Annotated in this window: 12 protein-coding genes; 4 read left to right on the forward strand and 8 right to left on the reverse strand. The window is 58.2% G+C overall.

The features are described from left to right. Position 1: 1 nt before the first annotated feature. The 6 genes from GSQ93_RS18550 to GSQ93_RS18575 are packed head-to-tail and all read right to left on the reverse strand — an operon-like array spanning position 2 to position 6,572. A complete protein-coding gene (locus GSQ93_RS18550) occupies positions 2–730 on the reverse strand; it encodes a hypothetical protein (RefSeq protein WP_254073931.1) in 729 nt (242 codons plus the stop codon). A gap of 1 nt (position 731) precedes the next feature. Beyond that, on the reverse strand, positions 732–1,457 hold the full coding sequence (locus tag GSQ93_RS18555) for a hypothetical protein (protein ID WP_254073932.1): 726 nt from the start codon (positions 1,455–1,457) through the stop codon (positions 732–734). A gap of 1 nt (position 1,458) precedes the next feature. Continuing rightward, positions 1,459–2,169 (reverse strand): hypothetical protein, encoded by a 711-nt coding sequence (locus tag GSQ93_RS18560; RefSeq protein ID WP_158937121.1) that lies wholly within the window; start codon positions 2,167–2,169, stop codon positions 1,459–1,461. Further along, positions 2,166–3,434 carry a hypothetical protein gene (locus GSQ93_RS18565; RefSeq protein WP_158937122.1) on the reverse strand — a complete coding sequence of 423 codons (1,269 nt, stop codon included), beginning with the start codon at positions 3,432–3,434 and terminating at the stop codon, positions 2,166–2,168. Before GSQ93_RS18565 ends, GSQ93_RS18560 begins: the two co-directional genes overlap by 4 nt. Further along, complete coding sequence (locus tag GSQ93_RS18570) at positions 3,374–4,078, reverse strand: hypothetical protein (protein ID WP_158937123.1); 705 nt, start codon at positions 4,076–4,078, stop codon at positions 3,374–3,376. The genes GSQ93_RS18565 and GSQ93_RS18570 overlap by 61 nt, the downstream gene beginning before the upstream one ends. Before the next feature lie 4 nt (positions 4,079–4,082). Continuing rightward, positions 4,083–6,572, reverse strand: a complete 2,490-nt coding sequence (locus GSQ93_RS18575) for a type VI secretion system Vgr family protein (RefSeq protein ID WP_158937124.1) — start codon at positions 6,570–6,572, stop codon at positions 4,083–4,085. Positions 6,573–7,520: 948 nt separating this feature from the next. Between GSQ93_RS18575 and GSQ93_RS18580 the strand changes: the two genes are divergently transcribed. The 3 genes from GSQ93_RS18580 to GSQ93_RS18590 all read left to right on the forward strand — a co-directional run bounded on the left by GSQ93_RS18580 (position 7,521) and on the right by GSQ93_RS18590 (position 12,398). Further along, positions 7,521–8,804, forward strand: a complete 1,284-nt coding sequence (locus GSQ93_RS18580; protein ID WP_158937282.1) for a dicarboxylate/amino acid:cation symporter — start codon at positions 7,521–7,523, stop codon at positions 8,802–8,804. Positions 8,805–8,870: 66 nt separating this feature from the next. Then, positions 8,871–10,904, forward strand: a complete 2,034-nt coding sequence (locus GSQ93_RS18585) for an ATP-binding protein (RefSeq protein ID WP_158937125.1) — start codon at positions 8,871–8,873, stop codon at positions 10,902–10,904. A 153-nt stretch (positions 10,905–11,057) separates the two neighbouring features. Further along, a complete protein-coding gene (locus GSQ93_RS18590) occupies positions 11,058–12,398 on the forward strand; it encodes a sigma-54 dependent transcriptional regulator (protein ID WP_158937126.1) in 1,341 nt (446 codons plus the stop codon). A 108-nt stretch (positions 12,399–12,506) separates the two neighbouring features. Here the strand turns inward: GSQ93_RS18590 and GSQ93_RS18595 are convergent, their stop codons facing one another. Next, a complete protein-coding gene (locus tag GSQ93_RS18595) occupies positions 12,507–13,043 on the reverse strand; it encodes a peroxiredoxin (RefSeq protein ID WP_158937127.1) in 537 nt (178 codons plus the stop codon). 228 nt (positions 13,044–13,271) lie between these two features. Between GSQ93_RS18595 and GSQ93_RS18600 the strand changes: the two genes are divergently transcribed. Then, complete coding sequence (locus GSQ93_RS18600; RefSeq protein ID WP_254073933.1) at positions 13,272–13,904, forward strand: hypothetical protein; 633 nt, start codon at positions 13,272–13,274, stop codon at positions 13,902–13,904. Between the two features lie 387 nt (positions 13,905–14,291). On the opposite strand, the gene GSQ93_RS18605 is transcribed toward GSQ93_RS18600, so the two are convergent. Beyond that, a complete protein-coding gene (locus GSQ93_RS18605; protein ID WP_158937128.1) occupies positions 14,292–15,872 on the reverse strand; it encodes a YifB family Mg chelatase-like AAA ATPase in 1,581 nt (526 codons plus the stop codon). Positions 15,873–15,928: the final 56 nt, after the last annotated feature.

Below are 15,928 nucleotides of genomic sequence, written 5' to 3' on the forward strand. Positions count from 1 at the left end.
GTCAATTCCTTGTGAGCGGGGCATCGGGGTTGGTGGGCTTGATCGACGCGTCACAGGTGAAGCGTTCCTGACCGGACGGTGAGTGAAGGGCCTCAGTTGGAAGTAATTTCTTTTTCGAATCCCAACCACTGTCTGAATGAAGTCCGGGGGGATACGGACTATTCAGGTTGATCCCCGGTACCAGCGGGAATTGACGGACATGTAGGTTGCCACTGACAGACTCGATCATAAACAACTTATCCGCTGAGGCAATGATTGTGTAATTCTTCGAATCCTCGCTGGGATGAAAGCTTTTCATGTACTGCAAAACATGAAATGTATTGCCCCCATCGGTTGAATAGAAAAGAAACGTATTGCATGCGCGATCGCTACACGCGATATGCGGGAGGTCTGCTGACGGTATGACAATGTTCCGCCCTGTCGGGTCGGCGTTAATCACTCGCCCCTGAAAGTTCTCAACGGTGCCGCGATCTATCTTCTGGCGAATACCTGCCTTAGTGTCGTTGTAGTACGTATCGCCCAAGTTGCAGTCGCGATACTTTTCGAGGGTAAGAAACCGATGATCGTCAATCCGATAGATCACTTGCGGCGGGGAGTCGTAAGGAAGTTCCTTCGCGCCTGTGAAGTCCGCATAGTTGAACGAAGGCGGCGGCTGGGAGGAGCACCCCTGCAAAAATGCGGTCAGGGCGACGACAAAGAATGCGCGTTTCATACCTGCGGCTTTTACCACGTCAATTCCTTGTGAGCGGGGCATCGGGGTTGGTGGGCTTGATAGACGCATCACAGGTAAATCGCTCCTGACCGGACGGAGAATGCAAACCATCCATGATGTGCGGTCTCTTCGATGCTGTGAAAGTTTCTCGCTCGATTCTCACTGAATTAGGCTGGTCAGGACTACCAGACCTTTTAAGTAGATAGCCGATAACATAAGCGTCACCTTGAATTTTTTCCGCGACATAGAAACCGTCTCTTGTGACGACCACCGAGTATTTCCTTGAGTCCTCCATAGGATGGAAACTGTTCATATATTCCATGACGCGAAACGTATGGCCGCCGTCGCTCGAATAAAACAGGAAAGTATTGCACCCCCTGTCACTACAAGCGATATGCGGGAGGTCTGCCGACGGTATGACAATATTCCGGCCCCTCGGGTCAGCATTAATCACGCGGCCCTGAAAGTTCTCTACGGTGCCGCGATCCATCTTTTGGCGAATGCCTGCCTTGGTGTCGTTGTAGTACGTGTCACCCAAGTTGCAATCGCGATACTTTTCGAGTGTAAGAAACCGATGATCGTCAATCCGATAGATCACCTGCGGCGGGGAGTCATATGGAAGCTCCTTCGCGCTTGTGAAGTCCGCATAGTTGAACGAGGGCGGCTGCTGAGCGGAGCATCCCTGAAAAAATACGGCCAAGGCGACGACAAAGAATGCGCGTTGCATACCTGCGGCTTTTACCACGTCAATTCCTTGTGAGCGGGGCATCGGGGTTGGTGGGCTTGATCGACGCGTCACAGGTGAAGCGTTCCTGGCCGGAGGGCGAGCGAAGCGGGCCGCTTGGTAGCAATTTCTTTTTCGAATCCCAACCGCTGTCTGAATGAAATCCCAGAGGATAAGGTCGATCTAGATCAATTCCCGGAGCGAGCGGGAATTGACGGACGCGCAGGTCGCCACTTACCGACTGGACCACAAACAGCTTATCCGGAGTGGCAATAATGGTGTAGTCACTCGAATCTTGAAATGGATGAAAGCTGTTCATATACGACACACCGGCGAACGTGCGTCCGCCATCGGTCGAATAAATAAGTGATGTCGTACATCCTCGATCACTACAGGCGATTTCCGGCGGTCCGGCCGACGGGATTACGATGTTCCTCCCCGTCGGGTCGGCGTTAATCAACCGTCCCTGAAAGTTCTCGATTCCCGCACGTCCTAGTTCCTCGCGAATGCCGGCCTTGGTGTCGTTGTAGTAAGTGATGCCATGATTGCAATCGCGATATTTTTCAAGCGTGACAAAACGATGATCGTCGATCCGATAGATCACTTGGGGCGGCGAATCATACGGCAGAATTTCGGCACGCTGGAAGTCTGCAAGCATAAAGGTATAAGGCTGCTGGGTCGCGCAGCCCTGCAAAAGCGCGATCAGCGCGGATATAAAGAGTGCGCGTCTCATCCGTTCCTCGCACTGTAGAGTGCTTGGACGTCCGCCTGCGTCTTTGTATCAATTATTTTCTGACCGTCAATAAGAGGCGGCACCGGCGGCTTGTTTAAAGTTCCCGTGGTGAAATACGGGTCTTTCAGCGAAATCCAGTCGGCGTCGTGCATCAGTGCGGTCCAGAATTCAAGATTGCCGTAAGCGTCGCAAAAACCAACCGGCAGGTCGTAAGCAACAACACGCTTCATGAACTCGACGTGACTTGGCAGCGTGCTGTGATTAGCCGGTTCCGGGACATAGTTGTTGATGTAGTCGAGCATTTCCTTATGCGTTTCCTTCGATCGGGTATGTCCATTGGTCGCGTACACGTCATCACGGCCGAGCCATCTTTCGGGCTGGTAGATCGACCGCATGTATGGGAAGGTGTTGTCACGATATCTACCTGTCTTCGGATCGACGTCACTCCAAATTTTCGCACCGGCTCTAGACTCTTCAAAGGGCTTCATATCGTCAGCAGTGAGCGGGTTCGGCACCTTCTCAGCGTTGATCGTTACAGTCTTGCTTCTCTTCGGCACGGCCCAAAGCGTACCTATCAGGCCGTTTAAAATTTTTCGGTTTCCGTTCCAGAATTCATCGGGATCGACGCGATCCAAGGGAACCTGAATCGGCGGCAGGGTTCCAAATTTCTGAACGCCCGGTTCGCCGCCCACGGGCGTACATCGGGCAAGCATCCGTTGTTTGACCGTATCGCCCAGCTCTTCAAGCAGCTTGTCATCAATTCCCTGCCAACCAATACTCTGCAGTGGCATTGCGCCCATAACCCGGTCATGCGGCGTGAAGTAGACATAGAGCCGACCATGGTTGTCGCGCTCGGGCATGCCACAGCGCATCCGCACATCGGGGCGCCAGAAGTTCAAGTCATGGCTTGCGCCGACATGCACTTGCTGCATCTGTTCTTCGGTAAAGATATGCTTGTCCTGCTTAATGCGATTGGCAATATTGCGGAATGTATTTATCCGCGCCTGAGCCGTTGGTCGATCCCCGTGAGACTGCAACGCGTCGGTAATTTTGTCATCCATGGCAAATGGCGAATTCATGACGAACAGCGCATCAGGAGCGCGTGTTTTACACAGCGTCGTTGCCGCCATCGCAATCATGGTTCCCTGACTATGTGACATCAGCGTCACGGTGTCGCGCCCGGAGTGGTTGCGAATCTTGTCGATCAGGTCCGCAAGCCGTTGAGCGGCATAGGCGTAATAAGTTCGGGGTGGAGCATCCTGCAATTGCCGATCCGCTTCAGTGTTAAGCGTCTGTGCGTCGAACCCAAGCATATGCCGTTTAAAGCCAGCTTCGCTCCATAACTCTGTTGCAGATTATTGGTGCCGTTCTGGAACGGGCCGCCGCCCCAGAACCATGGTCCTTGGCCCGCAGGACACTCGGGAGACCAGTAGTCGAAGCCGTTCATGTCCTGTAACGCAACGCGCCAGTCTTTTTCGTGACCGTCGGTTGCCCGATAGCCCCAGTAAAAGTGGATGATTGGTGAGCGTCCAGCGTCCCCGCTCTTGATGTATCTTGGAACGGTCCTCCCATTCTCTTTTGTCGTGTACGTGTTCGGTTTTAGCTTTGCACTGCCAGTTAATCCGAGCCGTTCATTCAGTCCATCACACAACCCCTGTTCAGCAAACTCGTACCATTCCCCCTCCGAGTTCACGCCATGCACAAAAATAATCACACCCGGCAAATGCGGAGGCACCTGCGCTTCGGCAGACACCTGAAAACTCTCTGGCGTGTGAAACGACTCCCAAAAGGGTTGTCCGAATTCGTTCGTCTGCATCGGCACCACACGCGTCGCTTCATCAAGCTTATAGCGCTGCGGCGTCTCTACGGCAGGCTTGGTGCCGTCTACGTTGTTCACTTCATCTGTCATGTACTTACGTTCCCTTCGCTTTAGGCAACAGCAGCTTCAGGCCCTGCGCGATGTCTGTTTTGGATACCGACGTCCGGCCATCCTGTCCCGTGATTCCTTCAACAATCTGACCATCGGCCAATGTGATCCTGTAGGCTTTTCTGGCGAGGGGACGCCCTGTGAGGGTGTCGGTAAGCACGAACTTTTCGTCACTCCCAACACTGACCTGATCGAATTTTGGTAACGGCAACTTGAGCGAGCCGGGACCTTGCTTCGTCACTTCGATAATCTTAAGAATCAGATTGCCAGCTCCACCAATCTCAACGTTGTCGCCGACGACCTTGATATATGCCGTTCCGCCACCGCTAATGACCACGCCATTGGCCGCGTTCGCGGTCAGCGTGCCTTCGGCGCTGGTCAGTTGCATGTCTTTAGCCGCCACCATTTCAATCGCGTCTGACTGGGCCTGAATCAGCACCTTTCCGCGTGCCGCGAACAACTTGATCCCAAGCTTGTGCGCAAAGAGAGACAGCACATCACCGGCCGCGATCGCTACATTGCGCAGCGCACTCATGCCGACGCCGGCGCTGGTGGTCACCGTCACGTCTTTCCCAGCGGCAACCGAGATCCGATCGGGCGTCGCCACGGCAATTCCCGCAGGCGCGGACAGCACCATGACAGCCTGCTTCAATTCGGCAACGCTTTCCTTCAGCCACTGGCTTTCAGCCTGCAACGCAGCAATCTCAGCCTTCGCAACCGCCGCAGCATCTGCCAGTCCTTGTGCCTGAGCATTAGAGATCTGCAATTGCCCCATTGCCGGGGCAATGTCGGTGTGTTTTCCGTCTGCCTGTCGCTGGATATCGCTCGAAAGAATCAGCCCACCTCCGGCTCGCACGGCACCTCGGGCATCGGTACGCAGATCGAAACCGCTTCCGCGATGCTCGCGTTTTCCGTTGACGATGTGCCCCAGGATCAACTGGCTTTTGCCAGAGTGCGGAGTAGACAGCTTGACGTGCTCTTCGCCCTTCCAATCTTCAATTTCAAACTTGTTATCGCTTTGAGTGCGGATCGCATGACGAGACATCCACCGGTCCTGATTGGTAATCAGATCGGTCTGCAGACTCGTGTGATGGAATTGCGAAATGAAAAGCTTATTGGGGTCGCCGTCGCGGGCCATGATGACCGCTTCCGTGCCATCAAGCACGGGGAAGTGGAACCCCGTTTGGAGTGCACCTGCAAAGGGCTTCGCGAGCCGCAGCGGCACGCTTTCACCACCCGGATTCCACGTATCGAAATCGAGGTCAAGCCGAACTACGTAGTGACCGAATTTCGTGACGTACGGGTAAGGGTATTTGTTCGGCGACGTGACACGCCCGCTTAATGCCCCAGAAATTTTGGGCCACTTTTTTTCGTCTATTTTTTGCCTGAATCGGCGGTCCGACGGGATCGCTTTATACGAATTGGTGTACGCTTTGCCCCGGCCTCCGGAGTGCGTCACCTCAATAATCACCTGCCCACTCGGCGCATCGGGCAACGCTTCATCAATGCGTAGAATGCGGCCTGGTCGCAACTCCAGCACATTGCTCTGGCCGTGATAAACCACCTGCCAAGCAATCGCCGCTTCGTGACGCAACTGTGCTTCCCACTGCGCGCCAGCCTGACTCAGATGATTCGTGCCGTAGATATACGGCGTGCCGTAAGTCGTCGTGTCGTTAATTGCGACGTTAACCTCGTCCCTAAAACGTTCCCAAGAGACTAGCGGGTTATAGTCGGCGACTATCACGGACTGCGGCACCACCTCGGCGTGCGTCTCCAGCGCGTACACCGCTTCAATTCCCGCCTCAAGCCCCGCGTTCTCCCGATACGGCACCTTCAGTTCGGGCGTATAGATGTAGTGATCGATATCGTCACAGAACACGATCACGTCACCGTGCTTCCCTTGTTCGGTATAGAAGAAAATTCCTTCTTGCTCGCATACCAAACGAATGTAATCAAGGTCCGACATCTGGTACTGCAGCCGGAAATCATGGATGGGATAGTCACGACGCAGCCTGAAGACAAACTGGTGGTCCATGAACTTATCGCGCAGCAGGATTGCTTCGATGGCCTGCGGCCCGCTTTGGTGCTGAAACACGCGGCTTGCATGCACGAGGCCCAAACGCGCTATCTGCGACTTAATGACGAAGGTGTAGTGAAATGCGTCCTTCGTCGTCTTGGTCCGTATTAAGCTGACGAGGATGCCGGTGTATGTGCGCGGCTCCGAGCTGTCCTCGGCGGTGATCGTGAAATGTGCATCGCGGCCCAGGAAGTCAGCGCGAGTGAGCTGCTCGGGATGCGTCAATTCGACCACGATATCGTAGGGCTCGCTCATGCGTTCGTGAGCGTGGTACGACACCACGGATAAGTCCTTCGAGTTCGCCGCGCTCGGCACGTCGACGTAATACGCCTGCCGGCCCGTGATGAGCCCCCCGGCCGAACGGTGCGTTTCGGCTCGTTGTTGATCTGTACTTCTCATTTCGTAGTCCCAATCTCTCAGTTAAACCGTGGCCAAATGTTTGATGGCTCTTCAATGTCTGACGGCTCTTTATTGGAACAATCGTTCTTATCGTTACAAAGATAAGACTCGGTCGTGAATCATCGACTAACGTTTGACAAGAGCGCAAGCCGAGAGAGGCGAACGGCGGAAGATTGGGATTTATCTGAGAGAGACTTCATGGATGGAACGGAGCACATCGGCTGCATCGCTCACGCGAATAAGAGCGCGGTCGCAGCGGTACTCGTTTGAGCCCTGCCCTAGTGCAGCACTGTTTTTTGCGCCCAGCACGGGCGCACTCTTGCTGATGCAAGTCTCACAGCACGTCAATCACAGCGAGCGAAGCGCAACTGCGTGAAGGTGAGCGGCCGCGGGAGGGAAGCGTCGAGCGAAATTGCGAGCTGATGACCAAGCACGGAAGATAAGGCGTCGTCAATCAGGGTGGGTAGAAGCCTCAAAGCTCTAATAGTCGTGTGGAGGCACGCGATCGCTACCATCGTCCCTATCCCGGTTGAAGACTGCTCCAGTTCCCCGGAACGCGTGACCTCGCTAGCTCCCTCCAAAGCCCCCCAAAACCGCGGGAAAGCCCGTAGATAAAGCGTCTCAGGGATAACCCGAATGCCGTCCGGATGGTCGGACGGTCCAATTCCCGAATTCCGGAAACACGGATTTTCGCTGCTCCGTGTCAACAAAAAACCCTTAAGAATCAACGCTAAACACGAGTCAAAAACTGGCATCGACCTTGCAATATGAAGGGCTGGCCAGACAGGCCATAAAACAAGACAGGGAGACGATTCGATGCAACCCATCCCATTCAGCTTGACCTGATTTTGCCGACGCCAGACGCGCATCGCCGCAGCCTAGCGCCGGCGCGTTTTTGTCTCACCCTTTTGCTATACGCCGACCATGCCCGGAACAACTGTGACAACCGTGAAGAAACCTTTTTATAAAGTCCTGTATGTGCAAGTGCTGTTGGCGATTGCCATCGGCATTGCGCTTGGGCATTTTTATCCTGCGCTCGCCACCGAGATGAAACCGCTCGGCGATGGGTTCATCAAGCTCATCAAGATGGTGATCGGCCCAATCATCTTCTGTACGGTCGTGACCGGGATTGCCGGCATGGAAGACATGAAGAAGGTCGGGCGCGTGGGCGGCAAGGCGCTTCTGTACTTCGAAGTCGTCTCCAGCTTCGCGCTTGTGCTCGGCCTCGCCGCGACCCACCTGCTGAAACCGGGCGTGGGCTTCAATATCGATCCGGCTACGCTGGACGCCAAGGCGGTTGCCTCGTACGCCGCGAAGGCGCATGGCCAGACGACCACCGACTTCCTGATGCATATCATTCCGGACACGATCTCGTCCGCGTTCGCGCAAGGCGAAATCCTGCAGATCCTGCTGGTCGCGCTGTTGTTCGGTGCCGTGCTGGCTACCGCCGGTGAGAAGGGCCGCGTGGTAACGAGCTTTATCGAAGGCTTGTCGCACATCCTGTTCGGCATCGTGCGCATCATCACGAAGCTGGCCCCGATCGGCGCGTTCGGCGCAATGGCGTTCACCATCGGCAAGTACGGCATCGGCTCGCTGGTGCCCATGCTCAAGCTGATCGGCACGTTCTATCTGACGTCGATCGTGTTCGTGGTCGTCGTGCTCGGCGCGATCGCGAAAATGGTGGGCTTCAACATCTTCCGCTTCGTCGCGTACATCAAGGAAGAAATGCTGATCGTGCTGGGTACGAGCTCGTCGGAAGCAGCATTGCCGCAACTGATGCTCAAGCTCGAAAAGCTCGGCTGCTCGCGTTCGGTCGTCGGCCTCGTGGTGCCGACTGGTTATTCGTTCAACCTCGACGGCACCAACATCTACATGACGATGGCCGTGCTGTTCATCGCGCAGGCCACGAACACGGACCTGAGCTGGACGCAGCAACTGACGCTGCTCGCGGTCACCATGCTGACGTCGAAGGGCGCAAGCGGCGTGACCGGCGCAGGGTTTATCACGCTGGCTGCCACGCTCGCTGTCGTGCCGACCATTCCGCTGTCGGGCATGGTGCTGATTCTTGGCATCGACCGCTTCATGAGCGAGTGCCGCGCGCTGACGAACATCGTAGGTAACGGCGTGGCGACGGTGGTTGTGTCGGCATGGGAAAACGAACTGGACCGCAACAAGTTGCGCGATCAGCTCAAGCACGGCGCGGTGGATACCGAAGCCGAAACCGTGTCCTGATCGGGTGAAGCAGCGGCGGGTCAAGCGCTGCTTACCTGGCATTCACGCGAAAGGGAATCAACAGCAATGAAAGCGGCGAAGCATTCGGTGGCGGATGCTTCGCCGCGTCCGTTTACGAAGGGGACGGCGGAGGAATCGGTGCAGGCATCGGCGCGGGCGTCGGCCGGAACCGCGTTCGAAGCGGCGCGTGCCACAATCGGGGGTCTCCACCGTCTGGAATCCGTTCACGTGACGCGGCGTTTGATCGTTTTCCTGATTCTTCTCGCGGCACTTGCCGGCGTGTGCGCGCTCACGTGGAGTATCGCGTGGCAGCGTGGCCTGGACACGTTGCGTCAAAACGCGGCGGCGCGTGTCGACCGCACAACAGCCGAATTGAAAAGCACGCTCGACCGTTACGAATATCTGCCTTATCTGCTTTCGCGCCATCCGTTCGTGCAGGAAGTTCTCGCCGATCCGAACCCGCAATTCGCCGCACGCGCGGACCGTTATCTCGCCGACCTGAACACGCACGCGCGTGCCACGGCGACCTACATCATCCAGTCGAACGGGCGCTGCGTGGCGGCGAGCAACTGGGATGGCCCGGATAGTTTCGTGGGGGCGGAATACCTCTTCCGGCCGTATTTCGTCGATGCCGTCAAAGGCGGAACCGGCCGATTTTTCGGGCTCGGCACGATCTCGCGCGAGCCGGGTTATTTCATCTCGCAGCCGGTATTCAAAGAGGGCACGCGGGACATTATCGGCGTGGCTGTGGTCAAGCTGAACCTGGAATGGCTGCAGGGCGCCGATGCCTCCGAGCCGCTGCTCGTCACCGATGACCACGGCGTGATCTTCCTGTCTTCCGTGCCGGCGTGGAAATATCACACGCTGCGGCCGTTGCCGAAGGACATCGAAGCGTCGGTGTATTCCGCGCGGCAGTACGCGCAGCATCCGATCACCGCGCTGCCGATGACCATCGTGCGCACGCTCGAAGGCGGCGCGCAGATCGTGCGCGTGGGAGGCGGGCGCGACGCACCGAGTTTCCTCGCCACGCAGCGCGCGCTCGGCGAACCCGATTGGCACTTGATGACGATGGTGTCGCTCGATCCGGCGGTCGATGCCGCGTGGAGCGCGACGGTGGTGACGGCGCTGGTATTCATTTCGCTATGTTTGCTCGCGTTCTACTGGCGCATGCGGCGTGTGCGTGTGCGGGAAATGATCCGCAGCCGCGCGCTGTTGCAGACCGCCTATGCCGAACTGAATGAACGCGTCGCGGAGCGCACGGCGGATTTATCGGAGGCGAACGTGATGCTGACCAAGGAGGTGAGCGAGCGCACGCGCGCCGAACAGGACTTGCGGGCGGCGCACGACGAGCTGATCCAGGCGAGCAAACTGGCCGCGCTGGGGCAGATGGCGGCGGGCATTACGCATGAGTTGAACCAGCCGCTCGCCGCATTGCGCAGTTTCTCCGACAACACCCGCGTGCTGATCGAGCGCGGCGATCACGTCGCGGCGCATGAAAATCTTGAAGCGATTGCCGCGCTGACCGAGCGCATGGGAAAGATCACGAATCAGCTGAAGTTGTTCGTGGCCAAGGCCCGTCCGAAAAACGCACGTACCGATGTTGGCCGCGCATTGCGCAACGTGCTCGCCATGTTGCAGCCGCGTTTGAAAAACGTAGTGCTCGCCTTCGATGCCAACGAACGCGCCGATTCCAGCCCGCCGCTCTATGTGCGCTGCGAGGATCTGCGGCTCGAGCAAATCCTGATCAACCTGATTGGCAACGCGCTGGACGCGGTGGTCGCGTGCGATGTTCCTCGTATCGAGATTGAGTTGGTGAGGCACGAAACAACGGTCGATATCGTGGTGCGCGACAACGGGCCGGGCATTCCACCGGATGTCCTGCCGCGTCTTTTCGAGCCGTTTTTCACGACGAAGGAAATGGGTCACGGATTGGGTCTGGGGTTGGCGATATCGTCGGCTATCGCGCGGGATTACGGCGGTACGCTGGTCGCACGCAATCTGATCCCGCAAGTGGAAGTGGATGGGCCGGAGGGCGGCACGCAGACCGACGCGGATCGCTCGCACGGGGCGGAATTCGTGATTACGCTGCATCGGGCGTGACCGGTGCAGCAGCACGCGCTCCATGCTGAGAAAATGCGCGGATACGTAACGAACCACAGCGAACCACAGCGAACCACAGCGAACCACAGCGAACCACAGCGGTTCGCGCTGAAAACCGCAACACGAAGCAACACCCCGCAGGAGTAGAAACCCATGACCACAGGCCTTCAGGTGATCTTCATCGAAGACGATGAACTGGTACGCCGCGCAAGCGTGCAAAGCCTCCAGCTCGCGGGCTTCGACGTAACCGCATTCGGGAGTGTAGAGGGCGCATCGCGGCTGATCGATGCCAGTTTCCCCGGCGTGATCGTGAGCGACATCCGGCTGCCGGGCGCGAGCGGCCTCGATCTTCTCGCTCAATGCCACGAACGGGCGCCCGAAGTACCGGTCATCCTCGTGACAGGCCACGGCGATATCTCAATGGCCGTCCAGGCCATGCGCGACGGCGCCTACGATTTCATCGAAAAACCCTTCGCGTCGGAGCGCTTGATTGAAGCGGTTCGCCGCGCGCTGGAACGTCGCACACTCGTGCTGGAAAACCGCGCGCTACGGCGTGAGCTTGCGGGCCAGAGCAGCGTGGCGCCAAAGATCATCGGACGCAGCCCGGCGATTGAACAGGTGCGCAAGCTGATCGCCAACGTGGCGCCCACCGATGCCTCCGTGCTGATTAACGGCGACACCGGCGCCGGCAAGGAACTGATCGCGCGCAGCCTGCACGACTTGTCGCCGCGCCGGGATAAACCGTTTATCGCAGTGAATTGCGGTGCGTTGCCTGAGCAAATGTTCGAGTCGGAGATGTTCGGTTACGAGGCCGGCGCGTTTACTGGCGCGCAGAAACGCCGCATCGGGAAGCTCGAACATGCGTCGGGCGGCACGCTGTTCCTCGATGAAATCGAAAGCATGCCGCTCGCGCTGCAAGTGAAATTGCTTCGTGTGCTGCAGGACGGCGTGCTGGAGCGGCTGGGTTCGAATCAGCCGATCCGCGCGAATTGCCGCGTGATCGCGGCCGTGAAGGGCGACATGACGGAGCATGTCGCGGCAGGTACGTTTCGGCGCGACCTGATGTATCGGCTAAACGTGGTGACGATCACGCTGCCACCGCTTGCTGAACGCCGCGAAGACGTGGTGCCGTTGTTCGAGCATTTTTTGCTCGATGCCGCCGTGCGATACGAACGCCCCGCGCCGTTGCTCAACGATCGCCAGCGAGCAGAGTTGATGCAGCGCGACTGGCCGGGCAATGTGCGCGAACTGCGCAACGCGGCGGACCGGATGGTGCTGGGTATCATCGATGAAACCGGTGTCCCGCTCGATGCCGCGACGCAATCGCTGAAAGAGCGCACGGAGCAGTTTGAACGCGCGGTGATCGGGGAAGCGCTGGAGCAGTGCGGCGGCGTGGTGGCCGCGGCGGCCGACCGGCTGCAACTCGGCAAGGCCACGCTCTACGAAAAGATCAAGCGTTATGGACTGGCGGCTAAGGGCGAGGTTGAGCGGTAGGCAAGGCGTGGTGTTCTGCGTATTTCCCTCCCAAAAAGCAAAACGCCCGCCGAATGAATCGGCGGGCGTTTTGCTTTTGAATGGAGTAACGCGTCAAGCCGAACCGGCTTAGGCTGCGTTCAGTGCTTTGTCGAGAAGCGCATCGAGTTCCGCGAACGTCGGCTCGCCGACGTAACGCTTCAAGATCTTGCCGTCTTTATCCACGACAAACGTAGTCGGCGTCAATTGCACATTGCCGAACTGCTTGGCGGCGCTGCCGTCGTCCATTGCAACCTTGAACGGCAGGTTGCGCGTTTGCGCGTAGTTGGTCACGTACATCGGGGCGTCGTATTTCATTGCCACCGCGACGAATTCCAGGCCGCGGCCCTTGAAGCGGTTATAGGTGTCGACCATGGCCGGCATCTCTTTCATGCAAGTTTCGCAATCGGTCGCCCAGAAGTTGATCAGGTAGACCTTGCCCTTGAGATCCGTCGATGTCGAAATCTTCTGGCCCGACAACAGCGTGAACGTGGCGTCCGGAACACGTTGCTGACCGCCGAACGCGAAATAGCCGGTGCACGCAATCACGCCGGCGACAACCGCCATCAAGATATAGCGCAGCGGGCTCTTGCTTCGCCCCGGCGAAACCTGTGAATTCTCTGACATGGAAACCTCGAGCGCGCTCGGTTTGTACTCGGTTCGTGCTTGGCTAATTCGCCACAACGCCAGCGTGACTGGATGGTCCGCATTTTAGCCCTAATCTTGAAAAGGCGTTCTGCGTGAGGTGTGCCGCGGGCCGTTTGCTGTGGGGGCCGCGCACTCTGGTGCGAAACGTGCTGTCAACGGTTTCTGCACCCGCAGCGGATAATCGCGTTTTTCCTTGCAGCTTTTCTCATGATCCGATCTTTCCCACTCGCTTCGAAACGCGCTTTTCCCCATATTGCCGTGGCGTCCCGGCGCACGTTGTTCAAATCAGCCGCTTCAACCACCACGCTTTTGTTCATCGCCGCTTCGCTGCTGGCCTGCACACCGGCCTACGACTGGCGCACGATCCAGAACAACGACGACGCGTACGAAGTTACCTTCCCCGCGAAGCCGCGCTCCGACGCCCGCGATATCGACGTCGCCGGCAAGCCGATGCACATGAAGATGCAGATGGCCGAGGCGGCCGACGCGGTATTCGCCGTCGGTACGGTTGACTTGCCTGACGCCGACCCCGCGACCCAGCGCGCTGCGCTTGATTTTCTTCAGCAAGGATTGGCGCGCAATCTCAACGCCGCGCCCGCTGTGCACCCGGTTGATATCGATGTTGCGGCAGGCGGGCGGTTGTCCGGCACGGAAATCACCGTCAGCGGGACGAGCAACGCGAGCGAGGCGGCCACGAATGGCCAGAAGAGCGAGACGCGCCAGATCCGGGCGCGTTTCATTGCCAAAGGGATGCACGCTTACCAGGTCGCAATCGTCTCAACCAAGGCTCCGCCGCCCGATCAAACCGACCAGTTTTTTTCCTCGTTCAAACTTTTTTAAGCATTTACCCCAAGCGCATCCATTCGTTCGCCGATATTTCTCAAAATGATCGACGCGCAGCAAACGTTTCAAGCCTGAGAAATCGCACAAGCATTTACCGCTAAAACTAGGATTTATCTCAGTTTTTTGAACTATCCACAGAGGCTGTGGATAACTTTGTGGAAAACATCGCGGCGGCGTCCCAAAGTGCCCGCCCGTCGCGGCTTTCCTTACTTTGCCTTGATTCAGTGCAGTCGAAAATAGCCAATAAAATCAAAGGTCTGACGATCATTGCCAAAATGAGTGTTTGATCAGATGTTAGAGAAACAAAGAACGATGCAATGTGCATAAGTCAAGTCTTGACAGCCGATTTTTCTTTTTATGGACGGTCGCGATTCCGGTGGTGGTCTATGAGGTCGTAAATGCCCGTCGATACTGAATGGCTTCCGCGAGGTGAGTCACGGTGGGCGAATCGGCCGCCGCGAGGTCGGCGATCGTACGCGTCACTTTCAAAACGCGGTAATACGCCCGTGCCGACCAGCCGAAACGTTCACCGGCTTCCCTGAGCAGGCCCTCTCCGGTGGCATCGAGCTGGCAGACGGCGTCCACTTCGCGTCCGTCCAGCTCGCGGTTCGTCTTTCCCTGGCGGTCGAGTTGCCGGTCGCGCGCGTCGGCCACACGGCGTGCAACGATCGCGCTGGTCTCACCAACGGATGCGCTCCTCCCGGACAATTCCGCTGGCGACAAGGCGGGCAATTCGATCTGTATATCGATGCGATCGAGCAGCGGCCCGGATAATTTACGCAGATAACGCGTGGCAACGTCGGGCGTGCACCGGCAGCGGCCGTTCGGGTCGCCACGCCAACCGCACGGGCAGGGATTCATGGCTGCGACCAATTGACACGCCGCCGGAAAATCGGCCTGATGCGCGGCGCGCGAAATGGTGATGCGCCCGGCCTCTAGCGGTTCGCGCAGCGTCTCAAGTACTTTCCGGTCGAATTCGGGCAGTTCATCGAGGAACAGCACGCCGAGATGCGCCAGCGTGATTTCGCCGGGTTGCGGCGGATTGCGCCCACCGACCAGCGCAACGGAACTCGACGAATGATGCGGCGCGCGAAACGGTCGCTGGCGCCATTGCGAGGGCGAAAATCCGAGCATGCTGGCCGAGAGAATGGCCGCCGACGACAACGCTTCGTCATCGGTCATGGGCGGAAGAAGGCTGGGCAGCCGGGCGGCGAGCATTGACTTACCCGCGCCGGGCGGCCCGACCATCAGCAGATGATGCCCACCCGCTGCCGCCACTTCGAGCGCGCGGCGTGCGCCGGGATGGCCGATCACATCGACAAGATCGGGCAACGGCGCGCGCCTGCGCAGCGGGGAATCGGGCGCCGCGCCGCGGACCGGTGTAAGACGGCCATCGACCGAACCACTGAGGTGTGCACACAAAGCGGGCAGATCAGCCGCACCGAATACGTCGATACCCGGCAATAGCGCCGCTTCCGCAGCACTCCCCAGAGGCAGATAGATTTCCGGCATGCGGGGATCGGACTCGCGCATGGACACGCCGTCGAGCGCCGATCCGGCGCGCGCATATTGCCGTGCAGCGCCGCAGGCCATGGCGAACGCGCCGCGCATCGGCCGGAGCGCACCGGTAAGCGACAACTCCCCTGCGAACTCGCGATGCAGCAGCGCCTCGGCTGGAATCTGGCCGCTCGCCGCAAGAATGCCCAATGCAATTGGCAGGTCGAAGCGGCCGGATTCCTTCGGGAGGTCGGCGGGCGCGAGATTGACGGTGATACGGCGAACGGGGAAATCGAAACCGCAGTTCTGGAGTGCGGCGCGCACCCGCTCGCGGCTTTCACGTACTTCGAGATCGGGCAAGCCGACGATTGAAAAAGAAGGCAATCCATTGGCGAGATGAACCTCGACGGTCACCTCGGGCGCGCGCCCAGGGGCGGGCGCGCGGCTGCGCACCACGGCAAGCGACATGATTTTTTCCCCGCTGCCGTTACCCCGCTAATTCGAGGCGCCGGCTTAATGACCCA

This window comes from Burkholderia sp. S171, assembly GCF_009766085.1.
In the GTDB taxonomy this organism is placed as follows: domain Bacteria; phylum Pseudomonadota; class Gammaproteobacteria; order Burkholderiales; family Burkholderiaceae; genus Caballeronia.

Excerpts from the sequence above, each read along its gene's own strand:
- GSQ93_RS18560 (WP_158937121.1), bottom strand. The coding sequence starts at position 2,169 with ATGAGACGCGCACTCTTTATATCCGCGCTGATCGCGCTTTTGCAGGGC.
- GSQ93_RS18570 (WP_158937123.1), bottom strand. The coding sequence starts at position 4,078 with ATGACAGATGAAGTGAACAACGTAGACGGCACCAAGCCTGCCGTAGAG.
- GSQ93_RS18575 (WP_158937124.1), bottom strand. The coding sequence starts at position 6,572 with ATGAGAAGTACAGATCAACAACGAGCCGAAACGCACCGTTCGGCCGGG.
- GSQ93_RS18585 (WP_158937125.1), top strand. The coding sequence starts at position 8,871 with ATGAAAGCGGCGAAGCATTCGGTGGCGGATGCTTCGCCGCGTCCGTTT.
- GSQ93_RS18590 (WP_158937126.1), top strand. The coding sequence starts at position 11,058 with ATGACCACAGGCCTTCAGGTGATCTTCATCGAAGACGATGAACTGGTA.
- GSQ93_RS18595 (WP_158937127.1), bottom strand. The coding sequence starts at position 13,043 with ATGTCAGAGAATTCACAGGTTTCGCCGGGGCGAAGCAAGAGCCCGCTG.
- GSQ93_RS18600 (WP_254073933.1), top strand. The coding sequence starts at position 13,272 with ATGATCCGATCTTTCCCACTCGCTTCGAAACGCGCTTTTCCCCATATT.
- GSQ93_RS18605 (WP_158937128.1), bottom strand. The coding sequence starts at position 15,872 with ATGTCGCTTGCCGTGGTGCGCAGCCGCGCGCCCGCCCCTGGGCGCGCG.